The sequence below is a fragment of the Pseudomonas sp. BF-B-30 genome (genome assembly GCF_019956305.1).
GTDB classification, from domain to species: Bacteria; Pseudomonadota; Gammaproteobacteria; order Pseudomonadales; family Pseudomonadaceae; genus Aquipseudomonas; species Aquipseudomonas jessenii.
On sequence record NZ_JAHBDG010000011.1, the window covers coordinates 229,519 to 246,008 of the forward strand.

Annotated in this window: 12 protein-coding genes and 2 pseudogenes; 4 read left to right on the top strand and 10 right to left on the bottom strand. The window is 52.5% G+C overall.

Annotated features, from left to right (window positions below):
- Window positions 1–241: 241 nt before the first annotated feature.
- Window positions 242–1,207, top strand: a pseudogene (locus KGB29_RS28840) (HAMP domain-containing protein); the annotation flags it as partial.
- 102 nt (window positions 1,208–1,309) lie between these two features.
- Window positions 1,310–2,065, top strand: coding sequence for a methyl-accepting chemotaxis protein (locus KGB29_RS28845; RefSeq protein WP_411740512.1), 756 nt, complete (start codon window positions 1,310–1,312; stop codon window positions 2,063–2,065).
- Window positions 2,066–2,470: 405 nt separating this feature from the next.
- On the opposite strand, the gene KGB29_RS07530 is transcribed toward KGB29_RS28845, so the two are convergent.
- Entirely contained in the window at window positions 2,471–3,367 is an 897-nt protein-coding gene (locus KGB29_RS07530; protein WP_317851342.1) for an alpha/beta hydrolase, read from the bottom strand.
- A gap of 37 nt (window positions 3,368–3,404) precedes the next feature.
- Window positions 3,405–4,283 (bottom strand): phytanoyl-CoA dioxygenase family protein, encoded by an 879-nt coding sequence (locus KGB29_RS07535; RefSeq protein WP_223616366.1) that lies wholly within the window; start codon window positions 4,281–4,283, stop codon window positions 3,405–3,407.
- 198 nt (window positions 4,284–4,481) lie between these two features.
- Here KGB29_RS07535 and KGB29_RS07540 point away from each other — a divergent pair, with 198 nt between their 5' ends.
- Entirely contained in the window at window positions 4,482–5,228 is a 747-nt protein-coding gene (locus KGB29_RS07540) for an SDR family oxidoreductase (protein WP_223616367.1), read from the top strand.
- A 120-nt stretch (window positions 5,229–5,348) separates the two neighbouring features.
- On the opposite strand, the gene KGB29_RS07545 is transcribed toward KGB29_RS07540, so the two are convergent.
- The 8 genes and pseudogenes from KGB29_RS07545 to KGB29_RS07585 all read right to left on the bottom strand — a co-directional run bounded on the left by KGB29_RS07545 (window position 5,349) and on the right by KGB29_RS07585 (window position 15,585).
- A complete protein-coding gene (locus KGB29_RS07545) occupies window positions 5,349–5,921 on the bottom strand; it encodes a carboxymuconolactone decarboxylase family protein (protein ID WP_223616368.1) in 573 nt (190 codons plus the stop codon).
- 273 nt (window positions 5,922–6,194) lie between these two features.
- Window positions 6,195–10,166, bottom strand: a pseudogene (gene putA, locus KGB29_RS07550) (trifunctional transcriptional regulator/proline dehydrogenase/L-glutamate gamma-semialdehyde dehydrogenase).
- 463 nt (window positions 10,167–10,629) lie between these two features.
- Window positions 10,630–10,995, bottom strand: coding sequence for a histone-like nucleoid-structuring protein, MvaT/MvaU family (locus KGB29_RS07555; protein ID WP_223616369.1), 366 nt, complete (start codon window positions 10,993–10,995; stop codon window positions 10,630–10,632).
- 199 nt (window positions 10,996–11,194) lie between these two features.
- On the bottom strand, window positions 11,195–11,791 hold the full coding sequence (locus KGB29_RS07560) for a hypothetical protein (protein WP_223616370.1): 597 nt from the start codon (window positions 11,789–11,791) through the stop codon (window positions 11,195–11,197).
- A 569-nt stretch (window positions 11,792–12,360) separates the two neighbouring features.
- On the bottom strand, window positions 12,361–12,660 hold the full coding sequence (locus KGB29_RS07570) for a hypothetical protein (protein WP_223616371.1): 300 nt from the start codon (window positions 12,658–12,660) through the stop codon (window positions 12,361–12,363).
- A gap of 1,169 nt (window positions 12,661–13,829) precedes the next feature.
- Window positions 13,830–14,234: a DUF6957 family protein gene (locus KGB29_RS07575; RefSeq protein ID WP_223616372.1), complete on the bottom strand. Its 405-nt coding sequence runs from the start codon at window positions 14,232–14,234 to the stop codon at window positions 13,830–13,832.
- Window positions 14,235–14,347: 113 nt separating this feature from the next.
- Window positions 14,348–15,076: a metallophosphoesterase family protein gene (locus KGB29_RS07580; protein WP_223616373.1), complete on the bottom strand. Its 729-nt coding sequence runs from the start codon at window positions 15,074–15,076 to the stop codon at window positions 14,348–14,350.
- Between the two features lie 17 nt (window positions 15,077–15,093).
- Window positions 15,094–15,585, bottom strand: a complete 492-nt coding sequence (locus tag KGB29_RS07585; protein ID WP_223616374.1) for a hypothetical protein — start codon at window positions 15,583–15,585, stop codon at window positions 15,094–15,096.
- Between the two features lie 320 nt (window positions 15,586–15,905).
- Here KGB29_RS07585 and KGB29_RS07590 point away from each other — a divergent pair, with 320 nt between their 5' ends.
- Window positions 15,906–16,373, top strand: a complete 468-nt coding sequence (locus KGB29_RS07590; RefSeq protein ID WP_223616375.1) for a helix-turn-helix domain-containing protein — start codon at window positions 15,906–15,908, stop codon at window positions 16,371–16,373.
- Window positions 16,374–16,490: the final 117 nt, after the last annotated feature.

Sequence of the window (16,490 nt, forward strand, 5' to 3'; positions counted from 1 at the left end):
CGTTGCCCTCAACGTCTACCAGGGAAAGGTGTCTTCAGATGGAATCCGAACGCAGAGCAGTGTTCTATTAGAAGTCGCAGCTCGCGATCAGCTCATCGGCAACGGGAAAGCCCAGCAAGCTCGCATAGAAAAAAAATTTAGCGATGCCAATCTCCTTGCTCAGCAGGTAGCTCTGCAGATGGGTACGCTTCGAGATCAGTTTGCGGAGGGTCGGATTAGCGCCGGGAACCTGCGGCGAGATATGGTCAAAAGCATTCATCAAGCAATTGCGGCCAACCCTGCTTTCTTGGGGCTATACATAGCTTTTGAACCTAATCAAGCAGGTGGCGAAGATGAAGGTTTCAAAGGCAAGACAGAGTTCGGCTCAAACGAAATAGGCCGCTTCTCAACCTACTACTCCCGTTACGGCAGTACTACATTCGAATTAGCAGCATTAGACGAAAAAACTATCAACGGCGATCAACCGAATGCTAGCGGCCAACCGATGAATTATTGGTACAGCTGCTCCAAAAGTTCGCTTAAGCCCTGCATCACCGCCCCTTACTTCGACACACTGAATGGCCAAACTGAAGGTCTCGTATCGCTTGCAGTTCCCTACCTAGAAAAGGGCAAGTATGTTGGCGTGCTGGTGGTCGATTTGAGTCTGAATGATCTTCAGGGGCAAAGCGAAAAGCTAGCCCAAGATATTTACGGCGGACATTCGACGGTCAGCATCGTGAGCGATTTGGGCGTAATCGCAGCGAACAGCGCCTCGGCGAAATCAGCGGGAAAATTCACGTCTGAGGTATGGCCCGAAAATGGAGCACTGCTTCAGGCACGAACATTTGCCTCTGGGATTTCAGCCGCTCGCGAACGCGACAATTTTCAGTTGCTACTGCCCTTCTCTCCTATTGGCGAGTCAGCACCTTGGGCAGTGAAAATCGATGTTCCATGGGATACTTTGATGGCTCCTGCTGACAAGCTGGCAGACCAGCTAGATACACGGCGCCGTTCAGGCATGTGGGAAAGTATTTTGTTCGGTGCGCTGCTCGGAACATTAGGTCTCTTGTTATGCGCGGTAGTCATTCACAAATCGCTTCAACCATTGAGTGTGATCACGCTCATGATCAAGGAAATTGCAACCGGCGACGGCGACCTGACCAAGCGAATCAACTACCGCCAGCCTAACGAACTCGGCGAGCTTTCAGGATGGTTCAACCGCTTCCTAGACAAACTGCAGCCGCTTATCAAAGAGATCCAAGCATCAGCCCAGCAAACGCGTGAGGCTGCGACGCAAGCGTCTGCGATAGCACAGGCATCTCGCATTAGGTTGAACTCTCAAGCGAATGAGGTTGATCAGGTCGCTACGGCGTCTACCGAAATGGCTGCAACTGCACAGGAAGTTGCCAGGAGTACCGCATCAGCTGCTGAGGCGGCGCAAAATAGTAATCTCGCGGGAACACAAGCTGATCGGATCATCGTCAACGCGAGTCAAACAATTCATAAGCTCTCCAATGGCATGAGCCAGAACATGTCACAGGTCAAAGCGCTCGCCGATAGCAGTACGAAGATCAGCTCCGTACTGGAGGTCATTCGAGGGATCGCCGAACGGACAAACCTACTCGCGTTGAATGCAGCGATCGAAGCAGCTCGAGCGGGCGAAGCCGGGCGAGGATTTGCGGTTGTCGCAGACGAAGTTCGAACGTTAGCTCGGCGAACCCAAGATTCAGTATCAGAGAGCCAGCAAGTTATCGAGGCCCTCCAACTGAACACCACCAATGTGGTCTCAGCGATGAGCGAAAGCCACTCACTGACATGCACCACGGTTGAAGAGTTTGCCAAGGTGGGGGATGCACTTCAGCAGATGAGCGTCGGGGTCGGAAAGATAAATGACATGACGCTGCAGATCGCTACGGCCACAGAGGAACAAAGCAACGTGGCTGATGAAGTCAGCGCAAACGTCAGCAACATCAGAGACTTCACTCAGAGCTTGGCAGTGAACGGCCAGGAGCTGGAAACTATCAGCATGCACCTCGATCAGTTGGCTAAATCACTCGAAGAAAAGGTCGACCACTTCAAGGTCTGATTTCCGTACTCCGCGCCCTCGGACGGGGGCGCAATCACCATGTTAAACAGAGCTATCTGCCAACGTAGGCGCAAAATGCCAGCTCCAATAAAAAGTGGACTCGACCATCTGTTCGTGAAGTCCTGGCGTTGGACTCCCTGATCCAGGTCGCTGATATCGAACTGATCAGGCAACCCTTTCAATTTACGTAGCGGCAATGAAATCGTGGCGCCAGACCATGCTTGATTCAGGACAACGAGCCAGCCTCTTCACGGCCAATCTTCACTGTATGGAGATGGCCGTTGCTGAGGGGCGCGCAGACCTTGGGATCGCCGCCACATATGCCAATCACATTCAACCTGACCGCCAAGAACATTGACAAAAAAGCCCCGGAGATTTCCGGGGCTTTTGGATTCGCAAGTAAATTTACAGATGCTGTAAAAACCAGTCCGTCGCTGCCTTACTCGAAGCTTCAAAGTATTTGACGTAAGGGTCGAAGTGACCACCTTCAAGTAGAACCAGGGCCTTCGGCTGAAGCGCCTGCTCGTATGCTTTGAGCGCCAAATCCGTGACCGTCAACGTATCGCGCTTGGCCACAAGCATCAGCAGCGGAGTCGGACTTATGCGATCAATGACAGACCCCGGCTCATACTCATTGAGCATCTCAACGCTCTTGAGCGTTACCTCGTTGCGCCAAGCAGGAGCGATGGTTCGTCCACTGTGGACGAAGAAATCGTAGGAATCCTGCCCTGGAAGAGCACAATCACTCGCTGGGTCTTCATTAACGACTTCGAGCATCATAGGGGTTTTGCCCGCATAGCGATCAGCCCGGTCGACCTCGAATGCATCAAGGACTGCCGGCAGCAAGTCGGGTCGAATGGCGAGGCGCACATCCATCGACCCGCTTATATCAGGCACCTGTGCCGCTACACATTTCACCCGGCGATCAAAAGCTGCTACCTGTAAAACATGTCCACCACTGTAACTTGACCCCCAGATGCCGATCCGCTGACTGTCGATCTGCTCAAGCGTACACGCGAACGTGATGGCGTCTCGGTAATCGCGGATCTGAAGGACGGGGTCAACTTCCTGCCGAGGAAGACCTTCGCTCGATCCGAAATTGCGGTTGTCGTAGATCAATACGGCAAAGCCATTTTGCGAAAATACTTCACCGTACTTATCCAGATACTGCTCTTTTACAGCAGTAAATCCGTGGGCCATGACGATAGCCGGATACTGATTCTTTGCTTGCCCGTCAGGAGTGTACAGCCACCCTCGGAGCGTCAAACCATCGGTGGTTTCAAAGCTGATGTCACTGCGCATTGTTGCCTCTCCAAGCGTCGCCGCCAGTTAATGTGCGTTAAAGGATGTCTTCGGCGGTGGTATTCAAAGCGGCATCTGGAGCAACCAGATAATTGGGATCGCGCATCTCGATCCATCCGCAGAACGGTGGGTTCGTGCTCCAGCCCAACAGGCGCTGAACACGCTCGGGGAACTCACGAACACGCTCACGAGGCACAGCGATGTATTGGTTTTCCTCTTGGCGCAAGTAACCCAAAACCAAGGTAGTTGCGATCGCAGTACGTGGTTTGTCCACCGTCGTGTTTTTGCCACCACTGTGGTACGTCGATCCAAGGTAGATCAAGCCGTCACCAACATTCATCTCAGCCGGCACGGATTCCTCGTAGGTTGGCGCACGATCGTCATCCCATTTGTGGCTACCTGGAATAACTCGCGTCGCACCATTTGCCTCGGTGTATTCGCTCAATGCATACAACACCTGGATCTGACTGTCAGGGCCAGGGTGACTGCGGTGGTGCGCAATATCATCCCGATGCAGCGGCTGTGCTCCTTCACCAGGCATGATCATGATTGCCTGGGTTAATGACATCTGCAGCGCTGGGGTGGACACGTGCTGAACACCGTCGAGCCAATATTTGAAAGGCTTGCACAGATGCTTCTCTGCTGCGCCGTACAACTGTGGCTGAGTGATGAGTTCTTGCATGTGCAGTGACCGGGAGAACAGCCCCGATATGCGCCTTGTTTTACGCCCAACGAAGGAACCGTCGCCGTTAGGAGCAACGTCCAGCACATCAGCCAAATCAGCCCATAATCCGTCGATGGTCTCTTGCTTGAGCATGTTTTTAACAATGCACCCACCATCGCGCTCCAGGCACTCAAGGATGTCGTCGATGCTCGCGCTGCTAGGCAGAGTGACCAACGCTTTTTTGCTACTCATCTTGCTCTCCGGAAAACTTCAGGTGTTCGTGGAGCTTTTATACAAGGCGAATGAGCATTCCTTTATCCATAATCGGCAAGCCGACGTGGCTCCGTGGTCGTTTCCTGCCCTCTGCATCCTTTGCCGATACTGGCTAGGCAAGTTTGCGAAGTGCGAATAGCGTCTCCTCAACAATTCCTATCGTTAAGGGGCACCAGAATGAAAAGACTAGAAGGCAAAGTTGCGTTGATTTCCGGGGCGTCATCAGGCATTGGTGCTGCCAGCGCCATACGATTTGCAGAAGAAGGCGCCAAAATTGTCATCTGTGACATCGATGAGGCGAAGGCCAGTTCAGTTGTGCAAGCAATCCACGCTGCAGGTGGTGAGGCAATATTTGCACGCTTGGATGTTCGGGATGAGAGTCAATGGATTTCAGCGTTTCAGGCAGGAGTATCAAAGTTTGGTTTCGTGAACGTCGTCATGAACAGCGCTGGCATCGCGGTATCCGGCAATGTCGAAACCATGAGCTTTGACGACTGGAACAAGGAGCTTTCAGTCAACCTCAATGGCAGCTTCTTCGGCATAAAACATGCCTTCAAGAACCTGCGGGAAAAAGGTGGATCGATTATCAATCTGTCGTCCATCGAAGGCATTGTTGGCCATCCGGAATACGCAGCATATTGCGCAGGTAAAGGCGCAATCCGAAACCTCACCAAATCAGCTGCGTTGCATGCTGGCCGAAGTGGCTACAAGATTCGGGTCAACAGCATTCACCCTGGGTACATCATGACGCCAATGGTTGGAAATGACCCAGTTGAACTGGAGCGTTTGGCCAAGCTGCATCCAATCGGCTTCCTGGGCGAAGCTATTGATATTGCCAACATGGCGCTCTTCTTGGCTTCGGACGAGTCGCGCTTTGCGACAGGAGCCGAATTTGTGGTCGACGGTGGATTCCTTGCACAGTAAGTAGATGCCCCCTTCGCTTTCACCAAGGATGGTGCCAGCGACCACTGCGCAATCCGTTCTATCGCATTGCGGCGCGCTAACGCGACGGCGTAGAAGATGAGTGACGCTGGGGTTGCTACTTCAGCAAGAGCTAGGCTCGGAAAACGGGAGCGGCGCATCTCCATTACGCCGCACGGCAAAGACGTTGAGTGTCATCGCCACCAACGCGTAATATCCAAAAACACCTGTCAACTCGACAACTGCCGGTTCACCAAGCGTACTGACGGCCTCTGTGTACAGGGCGTCATCTACACGACGATATTCATAAAGTGCCTTTCCGAGATGATAGACGATGCGTTCGTCATCACGCTGAAATTCGGGTAAGACCTGCTGCTTGAGAGCCTCTATGACAAGATCGGAGACCCCCGCGCTGCGGGCAATTGGCTCGTGAATTTGCCACTCTGCCTGGGACTGCCACCAGGCAGCAGTGACGAGAATAGCCAGCTCGGTTAATCGTAGTTCCAAGCGCGTACCGTATCTGCAGAACGCACCAAGCGTTTGCGCATGGTTGGCAAGCTCAGGACTGTGAATCCACGCCAAAAACGGGCCGTCGAGGTTGCCTCGTGGGCCACTGAGAATGTCCTTGAGAACAGCTCTCTGTGAATAATCCATCTGTTCTTCAGACAGTGTCCTGAGGCGCGATCGGATGGTCATATCTAATGCTCCTTAAGGCCCACCTTCGAGCTACGTCCCCAGAAAATATTTGCAGCGATTATTCCGATGTCAGAACTAAAACTGCTGCTTGGACGAGCGCTTAGAAATTACAACCCAGATGAAACTATCAGCCATTACGCCCCTATTAGCCAACTTCGTCGTCAGTAGAATTTTAACAGTCGCTTACTCCCGTCTGCATAAATAAGTCCATCCAAGCATATGCCCAATCGTTGCGCCGCTGCCGATGCAAGATTGGGCATGCTTACTAGGCCCTTAGCTGATAGTCATCAGACTCGCATTCCCCCCTGCTGCTGCAGTATTCACACTGACCGCCCGCTCGATGACCAAGCGCTCAAGGGCTATGCAAACTTCACCTCGGGATAGGCCTTGCACACCTACAATTGCGCCCATGCGTTTGGCCACCTGCTGGCATACAGCTCGTAGCTCGTCTGAATCACCGTGGTGCAGAACGCCGTCGAAAACGACCTCATCGTTCTTCCAGTCGGAAACCAGCTTGATTCGAGAAGCTACGTCTTCCGGCAATCGTGCATGCAATGTCTGGCTCACTTCTGTGTTCGGAAAAACTGCGGTGCTACCCACAGCCAAAACCGCTGCAAGCTGCGTCAAGAGATCACCTTCATGTTCTGCCAGGCAGAGAATCGCTTCACGGGGCAGGATCGTGTAGCTGTTGCGCTCACCGGTAGGGCCAGGCAACAAGCGGGAGATACCCGACTGGGACTCGGTTTCAAACTCTGCGCAAAGGCTAGCCAGGTGGCACAGGTCGTTGGCTTGCGCCCAATCCTTGAAAGTATGCAGTGGACGCATCAGATCCAAACGCAGCGGACAATCGATAGCTGCGCTGCTTTCTTCACGCTCCAATGAAGCTCGGACGGAATTGGCCGGACGGGTCGATAGCAAGCGGTAAAGATAAAGTGGGCCTCCCGCTTTTGGCCCTGTACCGGACAGCCCTTCACCACCAAAAGGCTGCACACCAACGACGGCACCGACGATGTTTCGGTTCACGTAAATGTTGCCCACGTGAGCATTGTCGAGCACCTTGGAAATCGTCTCGTCGATGCGCGTATGGATTCCCAAAGTCAGGCCGTAACCGGACGCGTTGATCTGGCCGATTAATTTGTCCAAGTCTTTGCGTTTGTAACGAACGACGTGAAGCACTGGGCCAAAAATCTCGCGCTGGAGTTCGTCCAAACTCTCCAGCTCAATCAACGTAGGCATGACGAAAGTCCCACGCCGAGTTTCTTGTGCAACGTTCAATGCGACCTGATAAACCGGACGACCTTTTTCGCGCATCGTTTCAATGTGCTGCTCAATACCGGATTTAGCCTCGGCATCGATCACAGGCCCGATGTCTACACTCAAACGCTCCGGGTTCCCCATTCGATACTCAGCCATTGCGCCTTTCAGCATCTCAATCACCCGATCAGCGCTATCAGTCTGCAGACACAAGACTCGCAACGCAGAGCAACGTTGACCAGCGCTATCAAACGCAGATGTGACGACGTCTATCACAACCTGCTCGGTGAGGGCAAATGAGTCGACAATCATCGCGTTCTGACCACCCGTTTCAGCGATAAGCGGGATCGGACGTCCTTGGCTATCCATTCGGCCAGCAACATTGCGCTGCAACAGTCGCGCAACCTCCGTTGACCCAGTAAACATAACGCCCTTGACGCGATCATCCCCGACCAAGGCGGCACCCACTGTTTCGCCTTGACCTGGCAGCAGTTGAACGACACCTGCCGGAACACCTGCCTCCAGCAAAATGCGAACAGCCTGCGCCGCGACCAGAGGCGTTTGCTCCGCTGGCTTTGCCAGAACGGAATTACCAGCTGCGAGTGCCGCTGCAACCTACCCTGAGAAAATTGCCAATGGGAAGTTCCAGGGGCTGATGCATACCACCGGCCCTAGCGGACGGTGACCATCATTTCTGAAATCGTTGCGAGCCTGCCCGGCGTAGTACCTCAGGAAATCGACAGCCTCGCGCACCTCTGCAATTGCGTTGGCAAATGTCTTACCCGCTTCGCGCACCAGGATGCCGATCAGTTGCTGAATCTGTCCTTCCATGAGGTCTGCAGCACGCTCAAGAATCGCTGCGCGCTCAGCAGGCTGGGTGGATTGCCAAATGGCCCCATTACTCGCTGCACTGGAGATAGCGTTACCGACATCCTCAATGCTTGCCTCTTGGACATAGCCGACCACATCGCGATGATCTGAGGGATTCAAGATCGCACGAGCCTCGCCCTTGCTTACCTCACATCCAAGAATTGGCAATGCCTGCCACAACTCACTGGAGGAGGCTAACAGGGCGCTGGAGAGTGATGCCAAGCGATGTTCGTTAGCCAAATCAATCCCGGCAGAATTAGGTCTTTCGCTGCCATAGATATTCTTCGGCAAAGGTATCCGAGGATGAGGGAGTCCAAACCCACCTTCCTTGACTGCGATCTCTTCGATGCAGGCTACTGGATCAGCAACCAGCTCCTGGATGGAAATGGAGTGATCGGCGATACGGTTGACGAATGAGGTGTTTGCTCCATTCTCAAGAAGCCGGCGAACCAGATACGCGAGCAATGTTTCGTGGGTACCTACCGGCGCATATATCCGACATGGGCGGTTGAGCTTACCGTCAGATATCTTGCCCACGACTTGATCATAAAGCGGCTCTCCCATCCCATGGAGGCACTGAAACTCATACTGTCCCGTGTAATAGTTCTGCCCAGCTATCTGATAAATCGCGGCCAAAGTATGAGCGTTATGCGTGGCGAACTGAGGATAAATGGCCTCTGGCACTGACAGCAGTTTTTTGGCGCAAGCAATGTACGAAACGTCGGTATAGACCTTACGTGTATAGACCGGATACCCCTCTAATCCCTCGACCTGAGCGCGCTTGATTTCGCTGTCCCAGTACGCCCCCTTCACCAAGCGAATCATCAAGCGGTGACGGCTTCGACGCGCCAGATCGATGACATAGTCGATCACATAAGGACAGCGCTTCTGATAGGCCTGAATAACGAAACCAATGCCGTTCCATCCAGCGAGCGCGGGTTCAAAGCAAAGGCGTTCCAAGAGATCCAGAGACAGCTCTAGGCGATCAGCTTCCTCAGCATCAATGTTCAGGCCAATATCGTATTCTTTAGCCAGCATCGTCAGGGAAAGAAGACGCGGATAAAGCTCCTCCATGACCCGCTCGAACTGGGCCCGACTGTACCTTGGGTGCAACGCAGAAAGCTTAATGGAAATCCCGGGGCCTTCGTAAATACCACGACCGTGGGAGGCCTTGCCGATGGAGTGAATCGCCTGCTCATAGGATGCCAGGTAGTTCTGAGCATCATGCTCGGTCAATGCAGCTTCACCGAGCATGTCGTACGAATAGCGAAACCCTTTGGATTCAAACTCCGTAGCATTCGCAAGCGCGAGCGCAATGGTTTCGCCGGTGACAAACTGCTCACCCATCAGGCGCATGGCCATGTCGACACCTTTGCGAATTATCGGCTCCCCTCCTTTGCCGATAACACGACTCAACGACGAGGCCAGACCTGTCTCATTGTGCGTAGACACCAACTTGCCAGTCAGCACGAGCCCCCAGGTCGCAGCGTTTACGAAAACCGAGGGGCTGTTACCGACGTGCTGTTGCCAATTTCCATTGCTGATCTTGTCGCGAATTAGCGCGTCACGAGTACCTTTATCGGGGATCCTCAACAACGCTTCGGCCAGGCACATAAGTGCCACGCCCTCTTGAGAAGATAGAGAAAACTCCTGCAGCAGTCCTTGCACGAGACCAGCACGACCGCTTGCCCCCTTCTGGTTGCGCAGCTTTCCCGCAATCATTGAAGCAAGCTTATTAGCCGATGCCGCTTGTTCAGCAGGGAGTCGAGCCTGCTCTACCAGCATGGCCACCATTTCTAGCTCAGGACGGCGGTAAGCAGCTGTGATGGCCGAGCGAAGCACCGACTGAGGATGAATGCTCTCAGCGAAGTCGAGAAACGGCTGAAAGCTTTCGGCCATGTCAGATTCGGTGACATCACTTTCAAGCCCACCGTCAGTGGCGGCACAATTGAACCCCAGGAGCTCATCTGATCCAGTTCCCTGCTCTGACCGTTCGATAAAATTCAGAATAAGCTGCTTGATAACCCAATGGGGGGTTCGCTCAACCGCTTCAGAGGCCCTTCTCAGACGTTCCCGAGCATCAGTCGATAACTTCACGCCGACAGTGGTTACAGAACTCATATATGCACCCGTGTGTATTAGTTTCTTGCGATAGAACCAATAAGTGCCAGCGAAAACCTAACCGGAGCTTGAGCTCAACTTAGAGTTAGAATCGCAAACACATCTCAATAGAACTGCGAATAGACGCGCTCAGCTCGTGATTGAAAAAAGGGGTTTCACCGACGCCTGCAAGCACCTTCGTTTGTCCAACGAGATGACGCACCAGTAAAACTTTTCTCGATCAAGACCGAATTGATGGTAGGGGCGGCACCCAAATCCACCTATCCAGAAAGCGAAAGAGGTGTGACTACCCATCGGTTAGGGCGGCGCGATTGCTACCGGTGAGGAGGTGATTTTCTCTTGCGGAATGACCAATCTACGGGCTGGGTAGGCCTAATTGAGCGTGGAGGGGGTTCACGCAATGCGTACTTCAAAATCCATGAACAAAAGGGCCCTCGAAGGGCCCCTTGTACTCAAACCAAACTCACTTGGTCAGCCAGGACTCAACGGTCGCGGAGCCGTGCTCAGCTTTCCATTCCTTCAGAGTCTTGTGATTGCCACCTTTGGTTTCAACGACTTCGCCTGTGTTCGGATTTTTGTAGATCTTCACCTGGCGTGGCTTACGGCTGCCGGATTTGGATTCGGCTGCTGGAGCGCGACGACCAGACTTCGGATCAAGCAGGTTGATCACGTTCGGCAGGCTGTAGCCGTACTCTGCAAGCAGAGCGCGCAGCTTGGTTTCAAATTCGATTTCTTTCTTGAGGCCAGCGTCGCCTTTGAGGGCTTCGAGCGCTTGGAGTTGCTCTGCTAGGTCTTTTTCGAGTTGGCGGAATTCTGCGAGTTTAGACATGGTCGTTCTCTACGTAGTAAGTTGCCTAACAATACACCAATATGCACAGTTAAATCAGGTGTTTTGGCAGACCCGTTATTGCCTGCCGATGTAATAAGGACACCTGATCACCAAGCTCATGCCCCGACGTCGTGCCGCGATTGGGGAGCTAGACCCGGTATGGTGGAATACTGTAGCTCTGCCCTAAACGAGCAGCAGGTCACATATACGCGTTATGCGGACTCCTGATTAAATGCGCTTTAGGCTTCGTCGCTAAAAACACTGCAGTCCATAGCTGTTCCGCCAACCACTGTGCTTCCTCTCGGCTGAGACTCCAGCCAACCCAACCAAAAAGCAATAATACGTATGGGCCATCTAGTCTGATCTGAAAATCGTAGATAGCCTCTTCCCCTTCTTTAAATTCCCGCACTGGTTCGGGATCAAGCAGGGCTCCTGTCATTTGGAAACTTCTACCAGTCATCACGACTTGGAGCAAATCAAGTGTTTTCTGTGATCCAGACGGCTCATTGCGCTCAATGAGAACAGCCCAATTGTCATGAATTGTTTGGATATTAGACTTATCCGACTTTGGGTGATTGAGATCAAGCGAGTTGAGTACCGCTTTGATTAAACCAGACGCGATCTCGTAAGCCTGCTGTGTGGTGAAGGATGCTTTGAAGTCGTCTAGGACTACACGAATAATACGGGACGGGGTGAGTTTGACAGTCGCAGGATAATGCTCGTCTGTTCCCGGAAAACTGAAAATTTCAGAGGCCTTGAAGGTAATGCGGGATTTCAAGCGGTAGTTGTCGCTCATAGCACTCTCGAAGAATTGGCTTACTGAATCAAATTCGGCTCGATCCCGAAGAATCTTTAACAATTTCAAAAATTAATTTAGTTGTTTAGCCTTAAGAGTAAACCGCCACCCAGAATGGTTTAGGAACTTGAAAGACTCATAACTCTCTGGCTCTATCATATCCCGACGCATTCCCCAATCTGAATGTGTCGGCACACTGGCCAAACGCAGTGTCCCCTGCCCTTCGCACTGGCGACCGGCTCCGAAATCGAGAAAAAGGTCTTCGGTGTGTTCGCCTTTTTTGGAAGCGGTGACAAGGAGAACTTCAGCTTTGCTGTATTTGAAACCAGATCAGAACTTAATACACCGCTTCCACGACGGCTTTTGTCATCAACCGGATATCGTCGGTTGGGTAGCTGTCCGCTGACTCTCCTTCTATGCGCTCACCGATTTAAGTATCTGCTCGAGTGCCTGGCGCTCCGAATCAGTGAGGAGTTGTTGGCGCTGATGGGGCATTTGCTTTAGTCACTGCCAGCGGAGCGGTTGCCAGCCTGAGGCCCTTGCGTTTGGAATTGGAAGTCTGAAGGCAGTCAGTCGTCTGACCAAGGATCGAATTTATCCCCGTACTTGGCGCGTAAGGCTCGATGGCGGTTGATCCGCCAGATCCATGGATCATAGTCCTTGGGCAATGCGGCCAGTTTGTCGCTGATGATCATTTGCACCGCATCGTCGCGCAAAAGCTGACTAGTCATCTCGCGGTATTCGCCAAGCGTAGTCAAACCATAAATGGCGTGATTTTCTTTCACATAAAGGTCGGTCATACCCACGCGCATATGGCCGTAGTCGGCTACGTCGCCGGGATAGATGTCCTCCAAGCTGAGATGTCCCATATCGAGCTCCAAGGCAAAATGTACCCGCTGGAGAGTACTGTTTGCGCTGCCCATTTTCGTTGTGGCGCCGGCAGAAAAGCAATCGCTACTCCGCGTGAGCGGCTAGCAGTACGGACTAAAAAAATGAGGCTCTGGCCGAGGCCCTGAGTACGATACAGCGCGAGCAATAGCTGGCAGAGCACAGCGAAGCCGTAAATGCCTACAACGAAGACGTAGAAACCCACGGCGTTTCCAGCGACGACGTACGGAGCTTCTGAAGCCTATCTCTCTCTACGTGGCTGTTTTTCCGCCTGCAACAATGGGCCTCAGATGAATATCGGTTGAGTCATCTCTCACCTGGTGGCGCGGGCCGACTCATCTGGCTGATACGAATATCGAGAGTTTCATATCTCAGCTCTGAATGGCGGTTTGAACCAGAAAACACGGGGCTCAAACGAATATCAGGAGTTTCATCTCCCGCCGGCTAGAGCGGCATCAATCAACTGGCCGATACCAATATCAAGCGTGTCATCTCTCAGTTTCTCCTGGCCGTTGCGTCAGAAAACGCGGGCCTCAGACGAATATCAGGAGATTCATCTCCCGCCAGTGGAGCGGGTCGAATTAGCAGATGATACGAATATCGAGGGTTTTATCTCTCGGGGGCGAGGCTGTTGTTAGCAATACAACAGCAACCCACCATTGAGCCTGGCCAAGGAACTGTGAGTAAGGTATTTTGAGCCAGGTCGGGTGTTCTCACCATTTGCGAGCGTTGCTGAATCAGACCTCAGCAACGCTCACCTGAGTGAAGCAATTTAAGAAAGCTTTTCCGCCCAACCCCTCGCATGAAACTGCTGACGACGTAATTGCCGACTCGAGTTTCAAGTAGCCAGTAACGCCCTTCTTTCCAGACCCTCTGAATTTTCCCAGTTCGAAGTAAGCCGCCATCCGCTGGACGATACGCGTCACCCTGCCCAACGTGATCGAAAGACACTCCAAGGCACGTATCCTCCGCGATGAATGCATCACTGATGAAGGCAGTGATCGGCACGGTGTATTGACTAAGGTGCGCGTGCCCCAAGCGACACAGCTGAAAGTCACTCAAATCCTTACTGTGGAATTCCAACTCGATTATTTCAGGCATCCGACCAAAGCTCCAAAATGACTCGATATATATTTACGGGGCTCGTTGCTTAAACGGCCTTCATGGAAAACGCAGCACCCACAGTCGCTTCTTTTCGCTGCCCTGGGCCCCAGAGGAGGTAGACGGTGTTCTTGGTTTCAAACATGCAGCCGTAGATGAATGACACTCCGAAATTGCTGCGTACCCACATGCCTGGCTGAAAGCGACCTTTGCTGTCCAAGACTATCTCGTGAGCGAACAGCGTCATGGGAAGCAGACCGAGGTTCGTAAGTTTTTCCTTTTCATCAGGCGTCACGGTGAGGTCGACCAAGATCCATTGCTTCACTAGGCAGAACGCTTTGCCGGGGAACACCTTTCCCGCTAAGGAAATCATGTCCTCTTGGGAGCCAGTCCAACCCGAAGTCTCCCCGTCGGTTCCGTAGAGTAGCTGAGCGATTTCATCCAGCGTGACCATATCAATTTTCTCATTGGCTTTAAGGTTCAAAGCGCACGGGTAGCCGTGTCCACCGCCGCGCCCTACGCATGAACATTACGCTGTGACAAGAACTCGTCATTAGTCTGGATCACTCATATCTCGATCAAAAAATCCGGATCGAAACCTGTTTTTTGATTTGGATACCCGCGTGGATTGGAAACCACACGGCAACCATTCTTGAGGAAATCGGCTGCGACGTGGGTATGCCCGTAGACCCAAAGATCCGCCTTACCCAAGAGCTCTGGCCAGTCGTTGGCATAGGCTGCAATCAGGCTTTCAGGATGCTCGTCACCCACGTGATCCAACGCCGGTGCATGGTGCGTAACGACGACTGTTTTGCCTTCAAAGGGCTTTTCCAACTCTTGTGTTAGCCAGGCATAAGCTGCTTTAGATTTAGCGATCAAGTCTTCGGGACGGAGGCGGCGGTAACTCTCATCTGTTCTGATGACGGTGTAGTCGCTCATCCATTCCCAAGCGGCGCGTTTCGCGGCAACGACATCTCCGGTCGACGAGTAATCTGTCCACGCTGTAGTGGCCAAAAACCTAATTTGGTTCAGGATCAAGGTTTCGTTTTCGAGGACGTGGACATGAGGCGCTGCCGCCTCTTTCATTTTGCGGAGAGTGCGCTTGGTGTGGCCGCCGTAGTACTCATGATTTCCACAGACGTATATCACCGGACACTGGAACACTTCGTTAGCCCATTTCACACCACGCGATTTCAGATCAATGTCCCCCGCGAGGATGACCACGTCTGTATCGCTTGGGGTGGGATCGAGCGGAGCGAACTCGAGGTGCAGATCTGAAAAAATTCTGAGTTTCATACCGTATCGGTCTCGAGTTATCCCGGATTTTTTGGCATCAATGCTGTGGAACATTCCGGAACTGTCGGTGCGTTACGCTTTGGGTCTTCGTAGATGGTTTTCGCTTCAGTGAGCAGACTTGTTCCGCTCGTACCACCAAAAGACGTGGTGTAAACCACTCCACACTCAACTTTATGGAGCAACACGTACTCGCCACTATGATCGTAACCAGCAGTCAGCTCGACCAAAGTCTCCATACGATCTAACGCGGTGGCGTTCATCCAGGGGGGGGTTATGACCTGCACAACCTCAATCGAATTGGATTCGTTCCTATCCTCGAGTATTCCGACCAACACAGAGGCGCTAGTTGCTAGCAATTTCTCAATGCGGTGCCCTGATCCTTCGCAGATCCGGCGTACGACTTGATACCAAGGATCCATCGATTGCCGCTCAAGCATTCGCCAAGCCGATTGCCCGTCTCCAAAAAATCCAGGCAAACGAACTGAGTAAGACTCATCTGAGATAAACATTTTTTAGATACTCGTCTGTGGTACGCACGTGCGGCACCACACTTGAATTTTCGCTTCCATGCCCATTTAACAATCAGCTCGCTGCTTCCATGACCGAAAGAAATCCCTACGTTTGCTGGATTGAATCGCGTCAATACATCTAATACGTTTACGATCCATCGAACTAGATCAGGTCAATGCGAGGCCTCATCGGACGCCTAGAGGCAGCTGCAACGGCAGCTCACAAGGCTTTCAATTGGCTTCGTCCAGAATAATAACACTAGTCGACGTTTATTTAAACACTTCGAGTGTGGCCCTATCCTCGCTTTTTAGGGGCAATCATGTCGCTCAAGAAAGAGATCGCCGCAACGATCCGGGTAATCCGGTCGGTGCGTGGGCTGGCATACGAAGACTTGGCGCCTGTCACCGCGCGCACGAACATCAGTGCGCTCGAACGTGGAAAGATCAACATCACCGTCGATAAGCTGATCGAGCTTTCTGAACCGATGAATTTTGACCCTGTAGCTCTTTTGGCCATTAGCATTTCCATGAGCAATGGCGAGCCCCCAGAAGCGGCTTTGGAACGAGCACGCGTCCAGTTGGAAAGTTTCCGATCAGAAGGCGGCCTAGGTATTTTGGCAACGCAGATCGTTGACGAAACTCTTGTGCAACGTTCTCGAGGAAAGCCTGAAGGCTCCAAAAATGCGCAAGCTATTAAGGAGCTCAAGGAGGCGGGATTTAGCCGAAAGGATGTGATGGAAAAGCTCGGACTATCCAGGTCAACGGTGTATGGGCATTGGAAGGCTTAAGAAGGAGTTCATCCAACCACCTGTGTCCGCCACTGCGAAATTTCGAGGCTTTCAGATAAACATTGATTGCGGTGTGACTGTTACATTAAGCCTAGAGCACTCCCTATCCAAAGAATA